Origin of the sequence: Mesobacillus boroniphilus JCM 21738, assembly GCF_000517385.1 — a bacterium.
In the GTDB taxonomy this organism is placed as follows: Bacteria; Bacillota; Bacilli; order Bacillales; family Cytobacillaceae; genus Mesobacillus; species Mesobacillus boroniphilus.
Window position 1 is genome coordinate 23,817 of sequence record NZ_BAUW01000017.1, and the last position, 22,460, is coordinate 46,276.

Here is a 22,460-nt window from a genome sequence, read left to right on the forward strand (position 1 = left end):
CTCATCCCTCCTTTATTTAGTAAGATAACTCATGAAAGCAGTAGCAATTCCAAAATAGATCAGGATGCTGATAATATCATTTATAGTAGTAATGAATGGTCCTGATGCCACAGCCGGGTCAATCTTAAGCCGGTGCATCAGCAAGGGCACTATTGAACCCGCTAGTGTTGCAATGATTAATGTAATAAAAATAGAGATGCCTACGAGGCTCCCAGGAATAGTTCACCTTTCCAAAAATAGACAACGAATGTGATAAGGATCCCGCAAACTGCACCAGTAATAAATCCAGTTCCTGCTTCCCTCAGGATAATACTCCATTTGCTCTCCTTCTCGAGGTCCCCAGTTGCGATTCCCCTTACAGCTACAGCCAGTGCCTGTGTACCTGTATTACCTGCCATCCCGGCAATCAGAGGGATGAAAACAGCTAAAATAGCTACCTTATCCAATGTATCTTCAAATCTTCCTATAAGGCTTGCTGTGAACATGCCCAAAAAGAGCAAAATTATCAGCCATGGCAGACGCTTCTTTGCAGCGGCTAACGGATTTCGGTCGACAGTATCAAGGTCCGCTATACCTGCCAGCTTTGAGTAGTCATCTGAAGCCTCTTCCTCCATGACGTCCATGATGTCATCAACAGTGATGATCCCGAGGAGATGATTTTGGAAATCTACGACTGGCAGAGCGAGGAAATTATAATCTCTCATCATCCTCGCAACTTCTTCCTGGTCCTCCCCTACGGAAACGGAAACCACACGGTCATTCATGACCTCAGCAATCATTGTTTCATCATCTGCGACAATCAGGTCACGCAATGAAATAACACCAACCAGCCTTTTATCTTCATCGACTACGAAAATATAATAAATTGTCTCTGCCTGTGGCGCTTCTTTTTTTAGGATATACATCGCCGATCTGACTGTCTGGTAGGCAGAAATTGCAATGAATTCTGTCGTCATGATGCTTCCTGCTGTGTATTCCTCATAATGCAGCAAGTCCTTGATTTCTTGTGCTGCTTCTTCATCCATTATCGTCAAGTAACTGACGACCTGGTCTTTATCAAGCTCATTCAGTACATCGACTGCGTCATCAGCATACATATTTGATAGCATATCAGCTGCATAATTAGGATTCATTTGTGCGAGTACGTCTTTAAAATCTTCCTCATCTGATTCAAGGTTCTCGAATAGGTCAGCCATTTCTTCTGGTGACAGGAAGTTATACACTTTCGCGCGCTCTTCATCTTTCAGTTCACCGAAAAAAGCTGCCTGATCATACGGATGCAGTTCCAAAAATTCCGCTCGGAAATCGTCAATTTTCTCAGAGTAAAGTGCTTCCATCAGCAGCCCTGTATTAATCTGCTGCTTAGATGCCATGTCTTGCCGTTGTTCAGACATCCACCTTACCCCCTTTCCTATATGTACATTTCATTATACTAGCATTTATCAATTTCTTTGTCTTTTATCTACTCTTTTTCAATAAAATTAATTGAGCATAATACGTTAAGATGCCACCTTGTTTGAGTCCGGCCTTTTCTCTTAACATTCCCTTTTTTATTGTAAACTTGTCTTTTTTTCGATTTTCGGGGAGACTGATTAATTAAAGGAGGAATTCCCAATGAACCTTGATATTATAGGTGATATCCATGGCTGTTATGATGAATTTGAAGAACTAACCAAAAAACTTGGATACGATTGGACCACTGGCCTTCCGCTTCATCCTGTTGGGCGGCATCTTGCTTTTGTAGGTGACCTCACTGATCGTGGACCAGAATCATTAAAGACCGCAAACCTGGTTTGGGAATTAGTAGTGGACAAAAAATCAGCTTTCTATGTTCCTGGGAATCATTGCAATAAATTGTACCGATATCTTTTAGGAAATAAGGTTCAGACGACTCATGGACTTGAGACAACAGTTTCAGAGTTTATGTCACTGAAAACAGAGCAAAAAAATGAATTCCGCGAAAAATTCATGGCCTTATATGAAACTGCACCTTTATATCACGTCCTCGACAAGGACCGGCTTTTGATCGCCCACGCCGGGATCCGGGAAGATTACATAGGGAAAAATAATTCTAAAGTAAAAACCTTTGTCCTTTACGGCGATATCACAGGACAAACCAATGCGGACGGAACCCCTGTAAGGCGGGATTGGGCAAAGAATTATCAAGGAAGAGCAACCATCGTATATGGACATACACCGGTAAGAGAGCCAAGAATCCTCAACAATACTTATAATATTGATACAGGAGCTGTTTTTGGCGGCAATTTGACAGCCTTGCGTTATCCAGAAATGGAACTTGCATATGTACCATCTTCTATGCCGTTTGTGCAAGAGAAATTCAGGGAGATAAACTAATACGCACAAATGAAAGAAGCTAACCATTGTATTGATGGTTAGCTTCTTCTGCTTTATTTTCCAATGAACATTTGGGTCCAGTAATTTCCCTGTGTTGTATGCCCAACGCCAATATGAGTGTAGTTAGGACTTAAAATATTCTTCCTGTGCCCTTCGCTGTTCATCCAAGCGTTCACAACTTCTTCAGCACTCCGCTGGCCCATTGCGATGTTCTCTCCGGCTGTATTGTACGATACACCAAAATCCCTCATCATATCGAACGGAGAACCGTAAGTTGGACTTGTATGCGAAAAATAATTCTTCGCCTGCATATCATTGGATTTTTCTTGTGCTACATTGCTTAACGCTGTATCTGGCTGTAGGTTTGGCAAACCATTTTTCTTGCGGTGTTCGTTGGTAAGGTCAATGACTTTCGATTCAAATGCACTGATCTCGGTACCAGAAGGAGTTGCTTTTTGCTCTGGAGCCGGTGCAGCTTCTTCTTCTGGAGCCGGTGTTGCCCCTTCCTGTGGTGACGGTGCTGCTCCTTGTTCAGGAGCTGGAGTTGCCCCTTCCTGTGGTGACGGTGCTGCTCCTTGTTCAGGAGCTGGAGTTGCTCTTCCCTCCGGTGCCAGTGCTGCTCCCTGTTCTGGTGAAGGAGTATCACCCCTAATCAATTCCGGAAATTCCACAACTGTACGGCGCTGCAATTCGGCCAGCATTTGATCAAGGTCAGCTCGTTGTCCTTCTGTCAATGTCAACCTGCCCTGCCTGTTCATTTGTGTGTGAGGAAATTGGGAACTTGGAATGCCAGTACTGTAAGAATTCGGGTCTACAGTAATATACCCCTCAGGCGTTTGCATAATTTCACTCGTTGCATTTCCGCCTTTTTGATTACGCCCTGGCTCATTTGTATTTCTTTTGGCTGCATTTATTTGTGCACGGCGCCTCTCTTGTTTTACTCTATTTGCGTCATTATCCCAATAACCTTCTTGGCCATTTCCAAGAGTGGTCATTCTATTGTCGCGCAAATCCAAAGCTTCTTCATTATTATTGTTGCAGGCTGCGAGTCCTAATAACATAACAGCGGAAACGGCAATTAATTTACCGTGCTTATATATATTCAACGGATGTTTCCTCCTTCAATTTTCATTTATTACTTACTTATGATTTGACGTATTGCAAGGAAATATATAATGAAAAATTTGAGAGAAATGGAACAAGAAAGCATTAGAGGGGGATTAAGAAAGACACAAATAGTTATTTACGCAATAAAAAGGCAAATCGTATTTTATAACGATTTGCCTTGTTCAAGCACTGAATCTATAACCGTTGGAAGACATGCATTGAATTGCAATTCCTTTTGTAAAAGTGGATGGATAAAGTTAAGTTCGCAGCAATGCAAAGCTTGCCTTGATATTTTATTTTTATTTCCGCCATATAAAGTATCTCCAAGCAGAGGATGTCCTAAATGGCTCATATGCACTCTGATCTGATGTGTTCTGCCCGTCAATAACCTGAGGGATATATGAGTAAGGTCTTCATATCGTTTTTTAACCTCAAATAATGTACAAGCATACTGTCCATCGGGATGAACTTCCCGCTCGATGATACTGTCTTGTTTCCTTGCAATCGGTTGTTCAATTATACCTTCATCCGCATCAATAATACCTTCGGCAAGTGCCTCATACTTTCGCTTAACACCGCCACTACGCTGCTGCTTGCTGAATAAATGATGGATATGGCTGTGCTTCGCGATCAATACTAGTCCGGAAGTATCCCTATCAAGCCTGGTGACAATATGGGTTGTTGCGGATAGGCCACTACGTTCATAATAATCGATAAGCGCGCTGGCCAGGCTGCCGTAAGGATGCTCTCTTGAGGGAATTGTATTCATTCCGGCAGGTTTATTGACCACCAATACATGCTCATCCTCATACAAAATCTCAAGTGGGATTTCCTCCCCCTTTAGTCCCTCAGAAGGAATTTCGGGAGGAAACTCCACTCTGACAAAATCACCGCTTTTCAGCATGTACCTTACATTAGCCTCATGCCCGTTCACTGAAATAAAACCACCCTTGAACTTTATATCAGTAAGCGCTGACTTGGAAATTTCTTTCTCCTTAAGAAATTCCCTAAGCATTTTACCCTGTTCAGCAGCCCCAGCTGTATATTCCAGTGTGAAGTTCTTCCCCATATAAGCGGCTCCTGTCTGTATCGTTTTTAATACCAATGTTTGTTTGGCGAGGAGCATTTATCAAGTGCGTTTTTGGTTCCTCGAATGATGACCAATAACTAGTCTTGGACATATTGGTCGCGATCTGCCTGCGAAATGTCCATTAAACTATATTTATTAGACATTTTAACTGTGACATGACCATGAAATGTCCATTAAACCTCGTTTTTTAGACATTTTAACCGCGTCATGTTCATGAAATGTCCATTAAACCTCGTTTTTTAGACATTTTGACCGCGTCATGACCACGAAATGTCCATTAAACATCTCATCTTGGACAGTTTGACAGCAATCTGTTTCGGAATTGTCTATAAAATCATCCTATCTTCTTAATCTCTATCTGAAATAAAGGAATCGTGTACCCTTTTCCAGAATGGGAACGGTCTGAAGCGGGCGAATCGGATTTTTTCATCTGCAACCCGGAATTGAATTACTTAACGTCCTTATGCAGTAGTGTCAAATGATCAACAGTTACCTGGAAGTCAGGTCTATTAACCGGTTTTAGTGTACATGTATGATGGTCAGGAAGAATCAACGGTGACCCCACTGTCCTAAAGACACGATTATTGATGGATGCCATTTCCGCAATCTGTATAGCCTTAGTGACGGGTGGAGGATGGCACCGCCCAATGCTTTATTGTAGGCTGTGCTTCCTGATGGCGTGGATACGCACAAACCATCTCCGCGGAAGCGTTCAAAATGCTGGCCTCTAATTTCAACATCCATGACAAGGGTGCCCTCAACAGATTTGACGGCCGCTTCATTCAGGGCAAGATACCTTGTTTCTCTGCCGCCATGCTGATATCTGATTATTACCTCCAGCAACGGATATTCAACCACCTGGTATGGCGTTTTAGCAACGGCAATGACCAGCTTTTCAATTTCTTCAGGAACCCAGTCAGCGTAAAAGCCGAGGTGCCCTGTATGTACTCCAATAAATGCTGTTTTGTCCAGCCTGCTCGCATATCGATGGAAGGCATACAAAAGCGTTCCATCTCCTCCCACGGAGATACAAATATCGGGCTGGTCTTCATCATATTGTAAATCAAAGTCTAAAAGATATGTTCTCATTTTATGCATCAGCGTATTGGACCTGGAATCCCCTTTTGAAGTGATCGCAAATTTCATATAATCAAACACCCCTGCGTTTCGGATTTAAACTATTTCTTCCCATCCTGCTGCATTTCTTTTTTTCTTGTGAAAAATGCCTGTGCATCCTGGATTTCTCCCCTGATTGTCGACATCTCTTCATCAAGACGGAAGGCGGCCTCGGCAGCACGCTGCAGCCTGATTTTTATGCCCTCTGGAAAAAGTCCTTTGTATTTATAATTCAGCGAATGCTCCACTGTTGCCCAGAAATTCATCGCCAATGTTCTGATCTGGATTTCTGCGAGAATCTTTCTTTCACCGCGGATTGTCTGGACTGGATATCGGATCACGACATGATAGGAGCGGTAGCCGCTCGCTTTCTTATGGGAGATATAATCCCTCTCCTCGACAATCTCAAAATCATTCCGGCTTCTCAATAGTTCAACAACTGTTTTGATGTCATCCACGAACTGGCACATGATCCTTAAGCCAGCAATATCCTGCATTTCTGAATCAAGCTTATCAAGTGAAATTCCCTTTTGATGCGCCTTATCAAGAATGCTCGCAATAGGCTTTACCCTTCCAGTGACGAATTCAATCGGGGAATGGTCGGAATGGAGCTCATATTGGTTCCTGATTCCCTTTAGCTTTACCTTCAATTCTTCGACAGCGTGCTTATAAGGTTCTAAAAATTGATCCCAGTGTTTCACATCAGTCACCTCATCCGGTTCTATTCACGAAAGCCTAAGCGGAGGGTGCGGCAAAAACCTGTTCCACTTTCGTGACCATTTCCTCTCCATAATTGCTGTTGCCAATTATATTTTCAATCAAATATTCCATCTCATTATGGAAGCCTTCCAGTTTAAGTCTGCCTCCATTATTTGTTAAGTAAGTTTCTGCTCCAGCCTGCAGACCTTCTTGAATGACACTCCAAGCTACTGCAGGAATGTTGACATAATGATATCCATCTTCTTTATCAATAATATAAATAAATGATAATTGATCGGAATCAACAAGCATTTGACCTGTTGCAGCAAACTCCCCCAGACCTGTCTCTATGTCTGTAGAGAGTAGTACCTCATTATTTTCTATTTTTACATTGGTAATTAAAATTTTTTGATTCATTTTCTCAACCTCCATAATCTTTTTTATTTTATCATATCGAACCATTTTCTACTAAGAATTGAAGCAAACATGATTTAAGGAGATAATAAGACAAGCTTAGTAGAAAGGGCGGACAGATGTGAGCCAGAATATCGAAATCGAATTCAAGAATATGCTGACAGAGGAAGAATTCCACTTCCTTGAAAAATACTTCAAAATAGAACCAGAGCAATTCAAAGAACAAATCAATCATTATTTTGAAACAAATTCTTTCACCTTGAAAGACCATCGTTCTGCATTAAGAATCAGGGAAAAAGGGTCCGAGTTTGAAATGACTTTAAAGCAGCCTGCCGAAACAGGGTTGCTAGAAACCAACCAGATGCTTACCACTGGCCAGGCTCAGGAAGCCTTGTCAACAGGAAAGCTGCCAGAAGGTGAAGTAAAAGACGCCGTTGAGAAATTAATCAAAGATTCAGAGCCTTTGCAATACTTCGGGTCGCTCACAACAGTGCGTGCGGAGATTGAGTACAAAGATGGATTGCTTGTTCTGGACCATAGTTACTATTTAAATACAGAAGATTATGAGCTAGAATATGAAGTGACAGATGAGACAGAAGGATATCAGATTTTCTCCAAATTATTGGAAGAACTTAAAATCCCGGTTAGACCGACCGATAATAAAATTAAACGGTTTTACACTACTAAATATAATCTTTTACAAGAATAGACCAGGCAGGAGAATAATGATGAATGTTGACCAGTTAAAAGTCATGCTTGAATTGCAGGCGCTCCAAAACTTCAACCAGCCGGTAACCGGCCAATCTGGTAACAGCCTTTTTAAGGAAATGCTTTCCGGCATCCTCAGTGACCAAATCAATGCTCTGGGCGCCACTGCAACAAGGCTTGAAAAGTTATATAACAGCGCGCATACTGCGGTTGACTCTTTCAATTTACCAAAACCGAACATCGGACAAATGCTTCCTCCTATTCAACTGACGAAAATGACGGCCAAAAGCCATGCTGATTTTGATGGAATCATTGATAAGGCTGCTTCTATGTTCAATATTCCAGCCAAGCTCATTAAGTCTGTCATTCAAAAGGAATCGAACTTTAATCCAAATGCCGTGAGCCATGCCGGTGCTTCTGGGCTAATGCAATTGATGCCTGGAACAGCCAGGGGCCTGGGCGTTAAGAATGTATTTGATCCAGCGGAGAATATTCTCGCAGGTAGTAAATACCTTCGTCTAATGCTGGACAAGTATGATAATAATATAGAGCTTGCGCTTGCAGCATATAATGCTGGACCAGGAAATGTAGACAAATACGGGGGAATCCCTCCATTTAAAGAAACGCAAAACTATGTACGGAAAGTCACGGATGTCTTTTACGGATAAATGTTGCTTTAAAAGGAGAATATTCCCATTGGTTTTGACCGCCTGTCAGTGGTAACAGGCGGCCTTTTTGTGTACATTAAATAAAGCAATCATTAAAAGAAAAGCGCAAGCGCCTTGATCAGCCCCAATAAGCGTTGGAGGGCTGACCGAAACGACTCGAGGGGCTAGGCACTGGAGCTGGACACTAATCTTCGTTCAAAAATCTTTATTTTCGATAAATTTAAGTCCGTTTTTATAGAACTCAAGACGATTTGTTTGAGATATAAATTTAGCATTGCTACAATAAAAAGCATAACTATCAAAGCAGAATGAAATTTCTAAAATCTATTTTAAAGGAGTTATCAATATGGTTGAGAATAAGACCTTACCATTCGAAGCCATTGGCGATGGGACACTTCACCGGCTGGTCGATGCTTTTTACCACCGCGTTGGAATGCATCCTGATCTTGCTCCTATATTCCCGGATGATTTAACTGAAACTGCCCGAAAACAGAAGCAGTTTTTAACTCAATATTTAGGAGGACCACCCCTTTACACCAATGAACATGGCCATCCAATGCTCCGTGCACGACATTTGCCGTTCGAAATCACGCCGGTCAGGGCAACAGCCTGGCTTGGCTGTATGGCTGAGGCCATGGATGAAGTGGAGCTTGAAGGGCCTGTAAGGGAAGACTTTTACGCAAGACTTTACCTGACCGCCCAGCATATGATCAATACACCAGATGATGAAACTGGTGATAACCCATGAAACTGAGTCGGGAAAACCTTTTAAGCTATGACCCATCAGATTTTTGCCATAGCTTGGATAAAAAACCTATTGAAATTTATATGTTTGTCGACCCGCTCTGTCCGGAATGCTGGGCACTCGAACCAATCATCAAAAAACTCCAAATTGAATACGGCAATTATTTTTCCATTCGCCATGTTTTAAGCGGCAAACTTGCCACGCTGAACATGAGCAGAAAAAAAACGTTACGAAACGATCGCCGAGCTTTGGGAAAAAACAGCAAACAGAACAGGAATGTCTTGTGACGGATCACTGTGGTTTGAAAACCCGGTGTCATCCCCGTATTTAGCATCAATTGCAATTAAATCAGCTGAGCTTCAGGGGAGAAAAAAAGGTATCAGGTTCCTGCGCAAGCTTCAGGAAGTGCTTTTTCTTGAAAAACAGAATGTCTCGAACTTCGAGGTTCTAAAAAACTGTGCGAGGAGTGTCGGTTTAGACGTAGAGGAATTCGTAACCGATATTCATTCTGAAACAGCGGCAAAAGCATTTCAGTGCGATTTAAAAATAACGAATGAAATGGATGTCCAGGAAATCCCAACATTCGTCTTTTTTAACGCCAATGTTGAAGAGGAAGGCATTAAGATTACCGGTCTTTATCCGTATGAGGTATACGTGCAAATCCTGGAAGAAATGCTGCAGGAAAAGCCAGAAGCGGCCAATCCACCAATTCTCGAACAATTCCTGAAGCAATATAAAATGGTCGCCTCCAAGGAAGTAGCCGTTGTATACGACATGACTGTTCAACAGGCAGAAAAGGAATTAAAGAAACTAATGCTAAAACAAAAAGTCGAACAAATCCCCGCTAAGTATGGAGTGTTCTGGCGATATGTTGAAGGATGACCGTGCATTTGCGCGGTTTTTTTATTTTGGGTTTTTAGCGATGCTCAACTAGTTCTGGATATTGAAAAAGCACATTGATAGGAAACACGTGCGTCAAAAACAAGTTGGTCGAAATAATTGGCAAAGTGGTCGAAAAAACTATAAATCCGCCGATATATTCCGGAATGTGGTCGAATAAATTAAAAATCCGCCAATATATTTAGAAAAGTGGACGAATAAATTAAAAAACCTTTAATAATTGTCATTCTACTGATCTTTTATCGCTTCTTTTAGTGTTCTTCATCAGCACTGCACAGAAAAAGGCCTTGCAGCTCTCCAACTGCAAGGCCTTTTCTCTATTCTATACGAACAAAGGGGATGGGAGAAATTTTTCACGGTCAAACAAAGGGGTAAATGTTTGCTTGTGATCAACTTCACGCCATAAATATATCATATTCATGCTCCCTATCACAATAACCTTGTGTGTTATTTCACAATATTGTCAAATCCCATTCATGAATGCCTGGACTGAAGCATATAAATGAACTATAAAGCGATCCGGAGTGATTCAATTGGATAAACTAGGTCTTTCCCTTATTGCTCTGTTCATACTCTTTTCATTTATCCTTCATATTTTTGGATTAATGCATCTCCTGCCCTTGTATCTAACCTCTCCTATTCTTTTTGTAGCACTATTTATTTTGCTGATATATTTAAATAACCGAAAAAAGTTCAAAGGCTTCTAAACCTAAAAACCGGCCGCAATTCTGCGGCCGGTTTCGTTATTTTATGAAAGCAAAGCTTCCATTTCGTTAAGCTTTTCTTCGAAGACTTTCAATGCATCCTCGATTGGTTTAGAACTTGTCATATCGACGCCTGCTTTTTTCAGTACTTCGATTGGATAATCTGAGCTGCCTGATTTCAAGAAATCAATATAGCGCTCAACGGCCGGCTGTCCTTCTTCAAGGATTTGTTTGCTCAGCGCTGTTGCCGCACTGAAGCCAGTCGCATACTGGTATACATAATAATTGTAGTAGAAATGCGGGATCCTTGACCATTCGAGACCGATTTCTTCATCAATAATGATGTCTTCTTCACCGAAATACTTTTTGTTGAGCTCATAGTAATCTTTTGTCAAAGAATCAGCTGTTAACGCCTCGTTATTCTGTGCCTTTTGGTGAATCATATGTTCAAATTCAGCGAACATAGTCTGTCTGAATACTGTTCCCCTGAAGCCTTCGAGGTAATGGTTCAGAAGATACAGTCGCTTCTGCTCATCATCAATTGTCTTTAGCATATAGTCATTCAGCAATGCTTCATTGCAAGTGGACGCCACTTCTGCAACAAAAATTGAGTAGTTGCCGTAAGGATATGGCTGTGTCTTCCTTGTGTAGTAGCTGTGCACGGAATGGCCGAACTCGTGAGCCAGTGTAAACAGGTTATTTACATTGTCCTGCCAGTTCATCAGGATATATGGATTCGTGCCATATGCCCCGGAAGAATAAGCACCGCTGCGTTTCCCTTTGTTCTCATACACATCCACCCAGCGATTTTCGAATCCTTCTTTAAGGATATTGTTATATTCGTCGCCAAGAGGCGCTAAGCCTTTCAGGACAAATTCCTTAGCTTCACCATAAGTGATTTCCATTTTCACATCCTTAACAAGCGGTGTGTAAAGATCATACATATGAAGCTTATCCAGACCCAATAACTTTCTGCGAAGTTTGACATATCTGTGCAGCAGGTGCAGGTTGTCATTTACCGTATTCACAAGGTTTTCATAGACACTCTCAGGAATATTGTTCGCTGCAAGCGCGGCATGCCTAGCAGAGTCATATTTGCGAATCCTTGCATTGAAATTGTCCTTTTTGATATTTCCGCTCAATGTGCTGGAAAAGGTATTTTTAAAGCTGCCATATGTTTTGTACACAGCTTTGAAAGCATCTTCACGAACCCTGCGATCTTCGCTTTCGAGGAAACGGATATAGCGGCCATGCGTGATTTCCACTTCTTCTCCGTTCTCGTCCTTAATTGAAGGAAACTCCAAATCCGCATTGTTCAGCATTCCAAATGTATTCGAAGGTGAGCTCATTACCTCTGAAGCTTGAGCGAGTAGCGCTTCCTCTTCAGCGGATAGCACATGCGGACGCTGAAGGTTGATTTCCTCCAATGCATGCTCATAAAGCTTCAATTCTTCTTTTTCGTTCAAGAAGCCTTTGATTTTCTCTTCATCAACAGCCAGGATTTCAGGCACGATAAAGGCAAGTGCGCTTGCTGCTTGAGAATACAGATTCTTGATGCGGTCATCAAGCCCCTGGTAAAAGGAATTCGTAGTATCCTGGTCATAGCGCATGTGCGCGTATGTATATAGTCGGCCTAGACGCTCAAGCAATTTATCCTGCAACTGAAGTGCACTATATAGCTGTTCAGCACTTTCTCCAAGCTTGCCCTGATACTCCTGCACAGAAGGAATCAATCCTTTAACTTCATTGAACTCTTTTTCCCATTGTTCATCAACCGCAAAAATATCCTCAAGTCTCCACGTATTCTCTGCGGAAACCTCGTCCCTTGCTGGTAATTTTTTTACTGCAGATTCGTTTGTCATATAGATCCTCCTTACGACATTTCGGAATTCGAAAAACTTTTCTAGTAACATATATTCGATAATGGTTTCTTATTTCCTTCTATAAAATTCAATAAGGAAAAAGTTTTTCTTTTTCAAAAGTTTGCATTCTAACTACCCTATTTTACGCAGTTATATCACATTTCATGTTATTGGGAATATTGATTGTGTAATTTCATTTCGGTACTTGGTGAAAAAGTTGGCTTCTGCATTGATTTGTTCGTCAATTGAACTTTGTATAATAATTTCTCGGAGTACTCTCACTTTACCTGAATTGATTCTTTCTAAGTATGAAACCTTTGTTAAAAGTAATACATATTCAGCAAGAGCGTACCAATGATCTCTTTGCCTAGCAACAGGCAGAGTTCGAAGTTTGATTTCTTTCCTGCTTACTCGCCTGTCAAAGGCTTCCCGGATTTTCGCATAAAATATTATTTCCCCCTTTTTATAATGCCGGAATACATCGAGATATAAGAATGTCTGCCATATGAGTGAAGGTGTTTCAATATAGGGGCTCGAGCGGACAGGAAGGCCGATTTCGGATGGTAGGGTGAGAAGGGTTAGGTTAGTGCGGTAGAGTTCTTTCAAAAATTGATTTTGCCATGCTCCTGGGGAAGTTAAGTAGCGTGATTTCAGTTTTTGATTTTCAGCTTGCCAAGTCTTCAATATGGGGAATGGCTTTTCGGTTGGGCTCAATAGCTCCTCTACTGAACACTGATTAAGTGAGTTTACTATAAGATTCGTGATTGTCTTTTTGGAAGTGATTGGAATGGCTCCATTCAGATTGATGAATTGCCCTGAAATCGGACAAAATGCCGGGATATTCCAGGAATGCCTTGTCTGCCTAATGAAGAGATAGAGGAAGTTATTGATTGATACAACATTATTTTTCTTGCGCTTGATCAATGTCTCTGCAGCAACCCAAATTGGAATTACACCATAATGCAAATAAGTTTGGGTCCTTTTTTCAAAGATCTCTTCAGGTATAACTGAACATTGGAATTCAACCGCATATTTTTGGTTTTGAAACTCGAAAGCAATATCCGGTTTCTGCTTCATTTGTTGGTCAAAATGCTCAAGTTCAGCATCGATTCCTTGCTTTTTCAACCAATTGAAGAGTTGAAGCTTTCCAGAAAGATGATATTCAGATTCACGATCATACTCATATTGGCAGCTGCCTCCCGCCAAATGAGCAAAGTGCCAAATCTTCTTGCTCCCCAGTTTCATAACTACCTCTTGACTACATTCCGGACAGTGGAACTTTTCCTTCGACCTGATTCCTATTAAATCACTTTTTCCCCACTTTTCTCCCAGAGATAACCTTTTTCCATCGCTTGTATTCGCAACTAGCAAATTTAATGCGCCTCCTTTCATCCTGAAATATTCGAGTACAGCGTGTTAATACCTTCTTTTGAGAAAAACGTTTTAAAAACGTTCACACATATAATAAGAAAAGCGCAAGCGCCTTGTTCAACCCCGACAAGCGTTGGAGGGCCTGACAGTGAAGTCGTTCTTTGACTTCATTGGCAGGACCGAAACGTCTCGAGGAGTTAGGAGCCGCAGCTAGACAAGCGACTCGAAGGGCTAGGCGCTGGAGCTAGACACTAATCTAATTAAAAAGTTTTATGCTTTCTTATAAGATAAAAAACCCGGATTTGCATCCGGGCATCTAAAGCATCGGCGACAACAATCTCGACGTGGATTCGAGAAGTCTGTAGCCAATGTGGCGTTTACTGAAATTATCCAAGACAATTTCTGTTGAGTCGAGTACATCGTTCTCATATTCTTTAACAAGTTTCGCAGTGCTGCTAGTTTTATAAAGGAAAGCGTTGACTTCGAAATTCAAGTGAAAACTTCTCATATCCATATTGGATGTACCGATGGAAGCAAGCTCACCATCGACGATGACGATTTTGCTGTGCATGAAACCCTTTTCGTATTCATAAATCTTTGCACCCGCTTCGAGCAGTTCAGGAAAATACGACCTCGAGGCGTAGAACACGATTTTTTTATCTGGCCGCTTTGGCACAAGGAGCCTGACATCAAGGCCACTTAGTGACGCAACTTTTATTGCGCTGAAAATGTCTTCATCAGGGATGAAGTAAGGTGATGCAATCCAAACTGATTTGTCAGCTGAGGAAATCATCGAAAAAAAGATATTCTTGATGACACTCCATTCATTGTCAGGTCCTCCGGCAATCATTTGGACCCCACCATGGGTGTTAGCCTGCAGTGCTGGCGAGAGATAATCCGACGTCAGAAAGCTTTTATTCGTCATGTAATACCAATCTTGCAGAAAGATCAGCTGCAGGCTGCGAACAGCTTCTCCTTTAGCCATTAGATGAGTGTCACGCCAGAAACCGAATCCTTTGTCCCTGCCTAGGTATTCATCACCGATATTCAAGCCTCCAACAAAGCCAACCGTCCCATCAATAACAATGATTTTCCTGTGATTCCTGAAATTGAATTTACTGTTCAGGAAGGGCAGGCGAACGGGACCAAACTCAACTACTTCTACCCCTGCTTCACTCAAGTCAGCAATATACTTTTTCGAAAGCTTCCAGGAACCAACGGAATCAAATAGGAACCTGACCTTTACGCCTTTTCTTGCTTTGCTGATCAAAACTTCCTTAATTTCCTCACCAATTTTATCGTGTCGGACAATGTAATATTCCATATGAATATGGTGGGCAGCTTTTTTTAGCTCCTCAAGAATATGGCTAAATGTCTCATCACCATTTGTCAGCACCTTTGTGGAGGTAGCAAAGGAGATAGGACTGTTCCCGAGCTTCTGGGCAAGCGTAAACAAGCGCCGATGGTCCTCTTCCATTTCAAGCATCCTCGCCTTGTTGACCTTTTCCGAGTCTCCTTCAATTTTAGAAAAAGCTTTTTATCGAGAAAGTATTTACGCCGGAACATCTTTTCCTTCCGTTTATTCCTGCCGAATAAAAGATAAAAAATAAAACCTACAACCGGGAAGCCGCCAAGTACGACAATCCAGGTGAGTGTCTGTGCTGGATGACGATTCTCAAGGAATATCACAAAGCTGATGAAGATGACTGTAAGTGACATAAATATACTGATATACCCAAGATAAACTGCATCAAGTTTTTCATAAAACAAATAATATATGCCGGCCAGAATTAATAAAAAAGTTAAGATGCGAACTGTGTTCTTCATTCTTACCACCTGTTTTCTTTCTCTGAATTATTCCTGCAACCAGAATCAGGAACTTTAGATATATATACGTTTCTATTAAGTGAAGAGATTCATACAAATTATATCAAAAAAACGCCTCGACCTGCTCAAAGCTAACGCTTCTCGCAAGATACTGGAGGAAGCACTCTCAGTGATGAAAACTGGCTAGGCGCTGGAGCTAGACACTAATCTAAATGTGAAAAGTTTTACTTATAATAAAAAAAACCGATTTCATCTCTGAAATCGGCCGGCAATCATGAAAAATGCTTTCTTATCACACTAAACACGTCATCTTCGATAATCTTATTACCGTATTCATCGAGACGGTGAATCGTAACTGTCGACTCCTGCCCGTACTCTAGAAGAACGCTTAGTATATTGTCAATTTCTTCTTCATCCTCAAAATCCTGCTCAGGAAACTCAATGTATAAATAATACTTGTCATCATAACTGTACAAGCTTGTTTTGACTTTGTCTATTCCCGGCCGTTTTGAGAGTGAGATGACGTCTTCAAAATCCTTGAAGTACAGCAGAAATTCTAAATCATCTTCGAAGGCAGGGTCAGCATCATCGATTCCCTTTGGATTGAATTGGTGGTCAAGCAACTCCTCAATCCGTTCATCGACTGGCAGCTCTTTCAGTTTATCGTTTGGAAGCGGCAGTTCAAATTTGGGACTCTCCTTCGATAGCTGTGCCTTTGTCACTAAAACCTCCAGACCTTTTTCAAGGGCCTGAACCTGAATCCATAAAGGACCTTCAACTGCAAACTCTTCCTCGGCGTGGACTTCATCCATCATCTCCCAGAAGAGCTCTTCGCTGCGGTCACGGTTATACCAGATTTCCTCACGGTCAAATCCGCGCTCCTCTATGTCCATATATGAAATATAGAACTTAACCGTATTCTCATTAATACGTTCGATTTCCATTCGCTTTCTCTCCCTTCCAGGCAAAGATTTGAAGGGACTAAATACCCCCAAAAAAGCAGTTGGTCTTTATCATTTTATAAGAAAGTATAAAACTTTTTACTTAGATTAGTGTCTAGCTCCAGCGCCTAGCCCCTCGAGTCGCTTGCCGTGGCTGATCAAGACGCTTGCGCTTTTCTTATTTACACTTAATAAATAAGCCTAAATCACTTTGATTTACAAAGGGGCTGTATTGAAAGAAATAAACGATCTTGTACTTTTATTTTATGTTATATTAAGCCAATTTGGAAACAAAATATACACCCATTTTTTTATATAAATATGAATGATTTTGTCAGGAACTACTTACTGTTGATTGAACAGCTGCAAATTCGCGAATACGCTGACAGTATCGCAGTCGATCCTTATGCTGCAATCAGTCTTTAACATACTATAAATTTTAAAGTATTCTTTATATTTTAGCAAATAAGCACTTATATTACAATTTATCTGCATGCAAGTGCACTTTTGGATATGTTCTTTCGCAGAAAATAAAAAGCCCCCAAAAGGGAGCAAAGTTTTGTTATGTTTAATTGACTAAACGCTGAGCCTCGCGCAACTGGAAAGTACGTACTTTACGCGGCAGGAATCGTCTGATTTCGTCTTCATTATATCCAACCTGCAAGCGTTTTTCATCAATGATGATCGGACGGCGAAGCAAGCCAGGGTTTTCTTTGATAACCTCGAACAGTTCTTGTAGAGGCATGGTTTCCAAATTCACATCAAGTTTTTGGAAAGTTTTCGAGCGGGTAGAGATAATCTCATCCGTTCCATCTTCGGTCATTCGTAGAATTTCCTTTATTTCCTCAATAGATAACGGCTCTGAGAATATGTTTCTTTCAGAATATGGAATCTCATGTTCTTCAAGCCATGACTTTGCCTTTCTGCAAGAGGTACAACTTGGTGAAGTGTATAAAGTGACCATTGGTAATTCACACTCCCTTAGATTTACTTATATATTATTTGCTATAAATGAACTGTCATTTCTTTAATAATAATAAGTTTAATTTTATAATTTATATTGTTTATTATACACTATGGTTTTAATAAAAGGTATCCCTTTTATTAATTTATTCCGGGTATTTATGTAAGGATATTTTTGCCCTTCTCTATATATAACGAACGAAAATGAAAAAAGTTTCAATAAAATTTATTTTTCCATCACCCTCTGATCTAATTCTATATAAATATTCGTACAATTCGACTTGTTTGTGTCCGTTAGACTTTCATTTTCATAATTAAATTATATTTACCCGATTGCAAAAGACTTAAACCCTTTTATTTTAAAAATGATATTCTCATTTAATTTAGGCAAAATGAAAACGCAACCATGTTAGAAACACTGGTTGCGCTCTGGACTTAGATATCCTGTAGCAAATCATCCCGTTTATCTTCCATAGTCAAGACTTCCTCAACTGGCTGGTAAGATTCTCCGTAAAACTTTTTGTCTTTATAGGTATGAATCATATTGTAGGTCTTCTTCATCGATTCATATACCAATTCCTCAGAAGCCTCGTCCGGAGACCAATAAAGGATTTCCATCTCATTAATTTCCTTCGTTGCTAGCGACCGTCGTCTGTAACCAATCGTCCTTGCGTGCTCGAAGCCCTCCCGTTTGTAAAAACGAAGACGTTTTTCAGTATCTGTATCCTCATAGTTAACTGGTTCAACTTCAAGGATAATCGGTTTGCCCTTATCCTTCAGCTTCTCGATCAATTTATGGCCGAGTCCTTCACCTCGTGTCGTCTTAGAGACAAAAAGGTAATCGATAAAAACAAAATCATCTGTTTCAACATACATGAGGACATGTCCGGGACCTTCATCCTTGTGGTAAATCTCTGGTCTTTCCTTTAAAAGTGTTTCCATATGTTCCCTTGATTTCATTTCCTCAATCGGAAAATACTGATTTAATTTCTCATACCAATGCATTGCTTATCTCCTTTTTATTTTTATTCCTTCCTGATAAGCACCCAGCTTTTCTTATATAATCATGATCATAACTTGTATTATTTTTTCTTTATAAAGTTCTTTTAATACACCGGCAATTCTTTTAAAATAAAGAGGTACGGGGATCATGAATTATATTTATCACAAATCACTATCTAGACTTAGTGAAAAAAAAGGTGGAGGTTTATCATGGGCGGTTACATAATGGATTTAACTATCGTTGCTTTACTGATTGTGGGCATTACCGCGACAATTGGTGTGATTACCAATGGAGTAGGAACCAGATTCTTTAGTGGAAATAAAAGAAATGAATTCGTCGATCAATCAACAAGTTTGCAAACTGGCTGGAACAAAGTCGGCGGCAGCAAGAAGTAATCCATATCCCATCTGTTATTATAACTTATTTTCATATCGATAATCTAATGATATGAAAAGCCTGGAATGATATTTACTCATTCCAGGCTTTTTATATAGTATCAGAAAGTTCTTCGAGAATTGTCCAGCACCAGCGCTTGTCGTGGCTGACCATGGCGCATGCACTTTTCTCCTTCGAGGTTATGGTGTGTAATCAACATTAGGAGAGTACCTGTTGCTTGCGTTCCACAATAGGTATTCATTAATCCCCTGATCCTTCAATGCCCTGATTTGGTCTTCGACTTCCTTTTTTCCGTAGACAAGGTAATTTCCACTGCCTAACCATGATGCTGTGAAATCTTGCAGCCAGGGGCGTGAAACAGGCGGGGTCTTTAATTCATCGAGCTTCTTCTTCTCCAATTTTGCATATTCCTGAACGAGACGGTATGGCTCTGTGTCAGGCTTGGCAATCCCGAAATAAGAAGTCCAATGGCTCGGATAAATCATTGAAGAAATGACATCTACATTCTCTGATATCTTCGAAAAATTCTGTCCGATTCCTGGTGCTTCAGGAAGTGTTGCTGTATAGCCAAAGATATCCACAGACACTTTTACATCATATGGCTTTAATTCTTTTTGGGCATAGGCTACAAAGTCGGTTACTGCTTTGACCCGTTTTTGCACATTATCCATTTCTCCATCCTTATAGTCCCCCATGGAATATTGTAGAGTAGAGTCCCTCTTTTCGAATCCCTCAGGGAAACGGACATAGTCGAACTGGATTTCCTGAAAGCCCATCTTTGCTGCCTCGATGCAATTTGAACGTTGTAATCCCAAACTTCTTTGACGAATGGATTTACGAACGATTCTCCTCTGCCATTTTTCCAGACTTGATTACCATCTTTAAATGACCACTCAGGCTTCTTGTTTGCCAGAGCTGTATCTTTGAAAACTACTACCCTTGCGATAGGATAGATTTGTTTCTCTTCGAGAGTCTTTAATAATTTTGCAGGATCTTTAATATAAGGCTTTCCGATATCTTGAAAGGATGAATCTTCATTTGGTTGATATGTAAGATATCCATGGTCCTCTTTTATATCGATAACCATTGCGTTTAAATCGGTGTCATCAACAAGTTTTGTAAGACTATTAAACTTCTCTCCACCAGCTGAATTTCCAGTTACATAAATTCCTCTTACGGCATCCGGATATTCAAATGTGTAACCTGAATCGAATTTAAATCTTGGCATCTGCTTTGGTATTTCCCTAACCAATGACTGATGTTCCCTGACCGGAAGTTTTTCTGTTTCATGTGCTTTCGATTCTGCAAACACTGTACCTCCTGCTTGTGAACAAGAGGCAGCCAATAATGCTGCTGCTGCGATTTTTTTAAATTGCACAAACACCTCTCCTTTCAAAACGTACGCCCACTCTAATAGTTTCTTTCTCTATAATATTAATCTATATTTCTATTTTACCCACTTTCGACAGATTTAGATATTATAGATTATTTTTGCATGGAATTTATTGCCTGGATTAATCACCAATATTTCCAGGCAAAAAAAAGAAAAAAAAGAAAAAACGATCTCAAAATAAGAGATCGTTAAGTTTATTTGACATATTGCTGCTGATATTGCTTCAATTCTTTTTCAGAGCAATACACAAAGTGGCCTGGAGAAACTTCGCGCATCTTCACTTCTTCACCGTCTGCATACTGATGCACATTTGGATCATAAGTTTTACGTCTGCGTGTGCGCTCAGATTCAGGATCCGGCAGCGGTATCGCTGATAGCAAAGATTGAGTGTACGGATGAAGCGGATTTTTGTATAGTTCTTCAGCGGTAGTTAGCTCAACCAGCTTTCCGAAGTACATAACACCAATTCTGTCACTGATATATTTTACCATTGAAAGGTCGTGTGCGATAAACAAGTATGTTAAACCTTTTTCACGCTGCAATTTCTTCATCAGGTTGACTACTTGCGCCTGGATGGAAACGTCTAATGCGGAAATTGGTTCGTCTGCAATAATAAATTCCGGCTGCACTGCAAGAGCGCGTGCAATCCCGATACGCTGCCTTTGTCCACCTGAAAACTCATGAGGATAACGGTTGGCGTGTTCTCTGTTTAAGCCAACTGTTTCAAGCAATTCATATACCATTTCCATTCTTTCTTGCTTACTTTTTGCCAGGCCATGAATATCAATGCCTCAGCAATAACATCGGAAACTTTCATCCTTGGATTCAAGGATGCATAAGGATCCTGGAAAATCATTTGCATACTTCTGTTGAATCTCTTTAAGTCTTTTTTGTTCTTCTTGCCGTGTACGTTTTCTCCCTTGTAAAGGATCTCTCCATCTGTTGCTTCATAAAGCCTGATGATTGTTCGGCCAGTCGTGGACTTGCCACAGCCTGATTCTCCAACCAATCCAAGAGTTTCTCCTTTAAAGATATCAAAAGTAATTCCGTCAATCGCTTTTACTTCATTTACTTGACCCATATTGAAGTATTGCTTCAGATTCTTTATTTCAAGAAGCTTTTCCCTATTTTCCATCAGCCAGTCCTCCTCTTACAGTTATTTCGTGCCCATGAATTTACGCATTCTGCTCTTCACAGCTTCCGGCGGTTCTACCTTAGGTGCATCTGGATGCAACAGCCATGTAGCAGCGTAATGAGTTTCAGACACTTTAAACATTGGAGGCTGTTCCTCTAAGTCGATTTGCATTGCATATTCATTACGAGGTGCAAAAGCATCTCCTTTTGGCGGATGCAACAAGTTTGGCGGCGTACCAGGAATTGCGTAAAGTTCCTCTTCTTTAGCATCCAGGCTTGGCATTGAACTGATCAATCCCCAAGTATAAGGATGTTGCGGATTGTAGAAAACTTCATCCACAGTACCAATTTCGACAATTTTACCACCGTACATAACTGCCACACGGTCAGCTACGTTCGCTACAACTCCAAGGTCATGAGTAATGAAAATGATTGAAGTATCAATTTTTTTTTTGCAAATCTTTCATCAGTTCCAAAATCTGTGCCTGGATCGTAACATCCAATGCTGTTGTAGGCTCATCAGCAATCAGGATTTTTGGGTTACATGCCAAAGCAATTGCGATTACAACCCTTTGTCTCATACCACCTGAAAATTGATGCGGGTATTGCTTGATGCGTAATTCTGGTTGCGGGATACCTACCAGCTTCAAGAGTTGAAGTACACGTTCTCTTGCCGCTGATTTGCTCATATTTTGATGTTTGATCAGCGGTTCCATGATTTGCTTTCCAACAGTCATTGTTGGGTTTAAAGACGTCATTGGATCCTGGAAAATCATCGAAATATCCTGTCCACGGATTTTCTGCATTTGCTTGTCGGTCAATTTAGCTAAATCCCTGCCTTCAAACAATATTTCACCCTGCTTGATTTCAGAATTGCCAGGAGGCAGCAACCTCATGATCGCTTTAGTCGTGACCGATTTTCCTGAACCAGACTCACCAACTATTGCCAGTGTTTCTCCTTTTTTAAGTTCAAAATTCACACCGCGGATTGCCTTAATCTCGCCCGCAAATGTATGGAAGGAGATATTTAAATCCTTAACTTCTAAAATATTTTCCATAATACA

At 40.7% G+C, this 22,460-nt stretch carries 16 protein-coding genes and 7 pseudogenes; 7 read left to right on the plus strand and 16 right to left on the minus strand.

Annotated features, from left to right (window positions below; genetic code table 11):
• Window positions 1–12: 12 nt before the first annotated feature.
• Window positions 13–1,373 (minus strand): annotated as a pseudogene (gene mgtE / locus JCM21738_RS07410) (magnesium transporter).
• 241 nt (window positions 1,374–1,614) lie between these two features.
• On the opposite strand from mgtE, the gene prpE reads away from it, so the two are divergent.
• Complete coding sequence (gene prpE / locus JCM21738_RS07415) at window positions 1,615–2,355, plus strand: bis(5'-nucleosyl)-tetraphosphatase PrpE (RefSeq protein ID WP_023615248.1); 741 nt, start codon at window positions 1,615–1,617, stop codon at window positions 2,353–2,355.
• A gap of 53 nt (window positions 2,356–2,408) precedes the next feature.
• Here prpE and JCM21738_RS23150 read toward each other — a convergent pair whose 3' ends face one another.
• The 5 genes and pseudogenes from JCM21738_RS23150 to JCM21738_RS07440 form a co-directional block, all read right to left on the minus strand.
• Window positions 2,409–3,461, minus strand: a complete 1,053-nt coding sequence (locus JCM21738_RS23150; protein WP_243462936.1) for a CAP domain-containing protein — start codon at window positions 3,459–3,461, stop codon at window positions 2,409–2,411.
• Window positions 3,462–3,625: 164 nt separating this feature from the next.
• Complete coding sequence (locus tag JCM21738_RS07425) at window positions 3,626–4,531, minus strand: RluA family pseudouridine synthase (RefSeq protein ID WP_023615250.1); 906 nt, start codon at window positions 4,529–4,531, stop codon at window positions 3,626–3,628.
• A gap of 368 nt (window positions 4,532–4,899) precedes the next feature.
• Window positions 4,900–5,698, minus strand: a pseudogene (locus tag JCM21738_RS07430) (NAD kinase).
• A 32-nt stretch (window positions 5,699–5,730) separates the two neighbouring features.
• Complete coding sequence (yjbM, locus tag JCM21738_RS07435; RefSeq protein ID WP_023615252.1) at window positions 5,731–6,369, minus strand: GTP diphosphokinase; 639 nt, start codon at window positions 6,367–6,369, stop codon at window positions 5,731–5,733.
• Window positions 6,370–6,403: 34 nt separating this feature from the next.
• Window positions 6,404–6,784, minus strand: coding sequence for a UPF0738 family protein (locus JCM21738_RS07440; protein ID WP_023615253.1), 381 nt, complete (start codon window positions 6,782–6,784; stop codon window positions 6,404–6,406).
• A gap of 118 nt (window positions 6,785–6,902) precedes the next feature.
• Here JCM21738_RS07440 and JCM21738_RS07445 point away from each other — a divergent pair, with 118 nt between their 5' ends.
• The 5 genes and pseudogenes from JCM21738_RS07445 (at window position 6,903) to JCM21738_RS27865 (ending at window position 10,509) form a co-directional block, all read left to right on the plus strand.
• Window positions 6,903–7,490 (plus strand): CYTH domain-containing protein, encoded by a 588-nt coding sequence (locus tag JCM21738_RS07445; RefSeq protein WP_023615254.1) that lies wholly within the window; start codon window positions 6,903–6,905, stop codon window positions 7,488–7,490.
• A 19-nt stretch (window positions 7,491–7,509) separates the two neighbouring features.
• Complete coding sequence (locus JCM21738_RS07450; protein WP_023615255.1) at window positions 7,510–8,157, plus strand: lytic transglycosylase domain-containing protein; 648 nt, start codon at window positions 7,510–7,512, stop codon at window positions 8,155–8,157.
• A 346-nt stretch (window positions 8,158–8,503) separates the two neighbouring features.
• Window positions 8,504–8,905, plus strand: coding sequence for a globin domain-containing protein (locus tag JCM21738_RS07455; protein ID WP_023615256.1), 402 nt, complete (start codon window positions 8,504–8,506; stop codon window positions 8,903–8,905).
• Window positions 8,902–9,784, plus strand: a pseudogene (locus JCM21738_RS07460) (ClpXP adapter SpxH family protein). The gene JCM21738_RS07455 and the pseudogene JCM21738_RS07460 overlap by 4 nt, the downstream one beginning before the upstream one ends.
• 542 nt (window positions 9,785–10,326) lie before the next feature.
• Window positions 10,327–10,509: a hypothetical protein gene (locus tag JCM21738_RS27865; RefSeq protein WP_500778544.1), complete on the plus strand. Its 183-nt coding sequence runs from the start codon at window positions 10,327–10,329 to the stop codon at window positions 10,507–10,509.
• A gap of 41 nt (window positions 10,510–10,550) precedes the next feature.
• Here JCM21738_RS27865 and pepF read toward each other — a convergent pair whose 3' ends face one another.
• The 6 genes and pseudogenes from pepF to JCM21738_RS07490 form a co-directional block, all read right to left on the minus strand.
• Window positions 10,551–12,368 (minus strand): oligoendopeptidase F, encoded by a 1,818-nt coding sequence (gene pepF / locus JCM21738_RS07465; protein ID WP_023615258.1) that lies wholly within the window; start codon window positions 12,366–12,368, stop codon window positions 10,551–10,553.
• Window positions 12,369–12,530: 162 nt separating this feature from the next.
• Window positions 12,531–13,739, minus strand: coding sequence for a competence protein CoiA (locus JCM21738_RS07470; RefSeq protein WP_023615259.1), 1,209 nt, complete (start codon window positions 13,737–13,739; stop codon window positions 12,531–12,533).
• A gap of 316 nt (window positions 13,740–14,055) precedes the next feature.
• Window positions 14,056–15,566, minus strand: a pseudogene (gene cls / locus JCM21738_RS07475) (cardiolipin synthase).
• Window positions 15,567–15,838: 272 nt separating this feature from the next.
• Window positions 15,839–16,510: an adaptor protein MecA gene (mecA, locus tag JCM21738_RS07480; RefSeq protein WP_023615261.1), complete on the minus strand. Its 672-nt coding sequence runs from the start codon at window positions 16,508–16,510 to the stop codon at window positions 15,839–15,841.
• A 565-nt stretch (window positions 16,511–17,075) separates the two neighbouring features.
• On the minus strand, window positions 17,076–17,471 hold the full coding sequence (spxA, locus tag JCM21738_RS07485) for a transcriptional regulator SpxA (RefSeq protein ID WP_023615262.1): 396 nt from the start codon (window positions 17,469–17,471) through the stop codon (window positions 17,076–17,078).
• A gap of 434 nt (window positions 17,472–17,905) precedes the next feature.
• Window positions 17,906–18,475, minus strand: coding sequence for a GNAT family N-acetyltransferase (locus JCM21738_RS07490; RefSeq protein WP_023615263.1), 570 nt, complete (start codon window positions 18,473–18,475; stop codon window positions 17,906–17,908).
• A 207-nt stretch (window positions 18,476–18,682) separates the two neighbouring features.
• On the opposite strand from JCM21738_RS07490, the gene JCM21738_RS07495 reads away from it, so the two are divergent.
• Window positions 18,683–18,868, plus strand: a complete 186-nt coding sequence (locus JCM21738_RS07495; RefSeq protein ID WP_023615264.1) for a hypothetical protein — start codon at window positions 18,683–18,685, stop codon at window positions 18,866–18,868.
• Window positions 18,869–19,048: 180 nt separating this feature from the next.
• Here JCM21738_RS07495 and JCM21738_RS07500 read toward each other — a convergent pair.
• The 4 genes and pseudogenes from JCM21738_RS07500 to JCM21738_RS07510 form a co-directional block, all read right to left on the minus strand.
• Window positions 19,049–20,097, minus strand: a pseudogene (locus tag JCM21738_RS07500) (putative glycoside hydrolase).
• Between the two features lie 359 nt (window positions 20,098–20,456).
• Window positions 20,457–20,813 carry an ABC transporter ATP-binding protein gene (locus tag JCM21738_RS25530; protein ID WP_369385680.1) on the minus strand — a complete coding sequence of 119 codons (357 nt, stop codon included), beginning with the start codon at window positions 20,811–20,813 and terminating at the stop codon, window positions 20,457–20,459.
• A gap of 102 nt (window positions 20,814–20,915) precedes the next feature.
• A pseudogene (locus JCM21738_RS25535) lies at window positions 20,916–21,397 on the minus strand (ATP-binding cassette domain-containing protein); the annotation flags it as partial.
• A 21-nt stretch (window positions 21,398–21,418) separates the two neighbouring features.
• Window positions 21,419–22,454, minus strand: a pseudogene (locus JCM21738_RS07510) (ABC transporter ATP-binding protein).
• Between the last annotated feature and the right edge of the window lie 6 nt (window positions 22,455–22,460).

Excerpts from the sequence above, each read along its gene's own strand:
- prpE (WP_023615248.1), top strand. The coding sequence starts at position 1,615 with ATGAACCTTGATATTATAGGTGATATCCATGGCTGTTATGATGAATTT.
- JCM21738_RS07425 (WP_023615250.1), bottom strand. The coding sequence starts at position 4,531 with ATGGGGAAGAACTTCACACTGGAATATACAGCTGGGGCTGCTGAACAG.
- JCM21738_RS07440 (WP_023615253.1), bottom strand. The coding sequence starts at position 6,784 with ATGAATCAAAAAATTTTAATTACCAATGTAAAAATAGAAAATAATGAG.
- JCM21738_RS07450 (WP_023615255.1), top strand. The coding sequence starts at position 7,510 with ATGAATGTTGACCAGTTAAAAGTCATGCTTGAATTGCAGGCGCTCCAA.
- JCM21738_RS07455 (WP_023615256.1), top strand. The coding sequence starts at position 8,504 with ATGGTTGAGAATAAGACCTTACCATTCGAAGCCATTGGCGATGGGACA.
- pepF (WP_023615258.1), bottom strand. The coding sequence starts at position 12,368 with ATGACAAACGAATCTGCAGTAAAAAAATTACCAGCAAGGGACGAGGTT.
- mecA (WP_023615261.1), bottom strand. The coding sequence starts at position 16,510 with ATGGAAATCGAACGTATTAATGAGAATACGGTTAAGTTCTATATTTCA.
- spxA (WP_023615262.1), bottom strand. The coding sequence starts at position 17,471 with ATGGTCACTTTATACACTTCACCAAGTTGTACCTCTTGCAGAAAGGCA.
- JCM21738_RS07490 (WP_023615263.1), bottom strand. The coding sequence starts at position 18,475 with ATGCATTGGTATGAGAAATTAAATCAGTATTTTCCGATTGAGGAAATG.
- JCM21738_RS07495 (WP_023615264.1), top strand. The coding sequence starts at position 18,683 with ATGGGCGGTTACATAATGGATTTAACTATCGTTGCTTTACTGATTGTG.
- JCM21738_RS25530 (WP_369385680.1), bottom strand. The coding sequence starts at position 20,813 with ATGAAGAAATTGCAGCGTGAAAAAGGTTTAACATACTTGTTTATCGCA.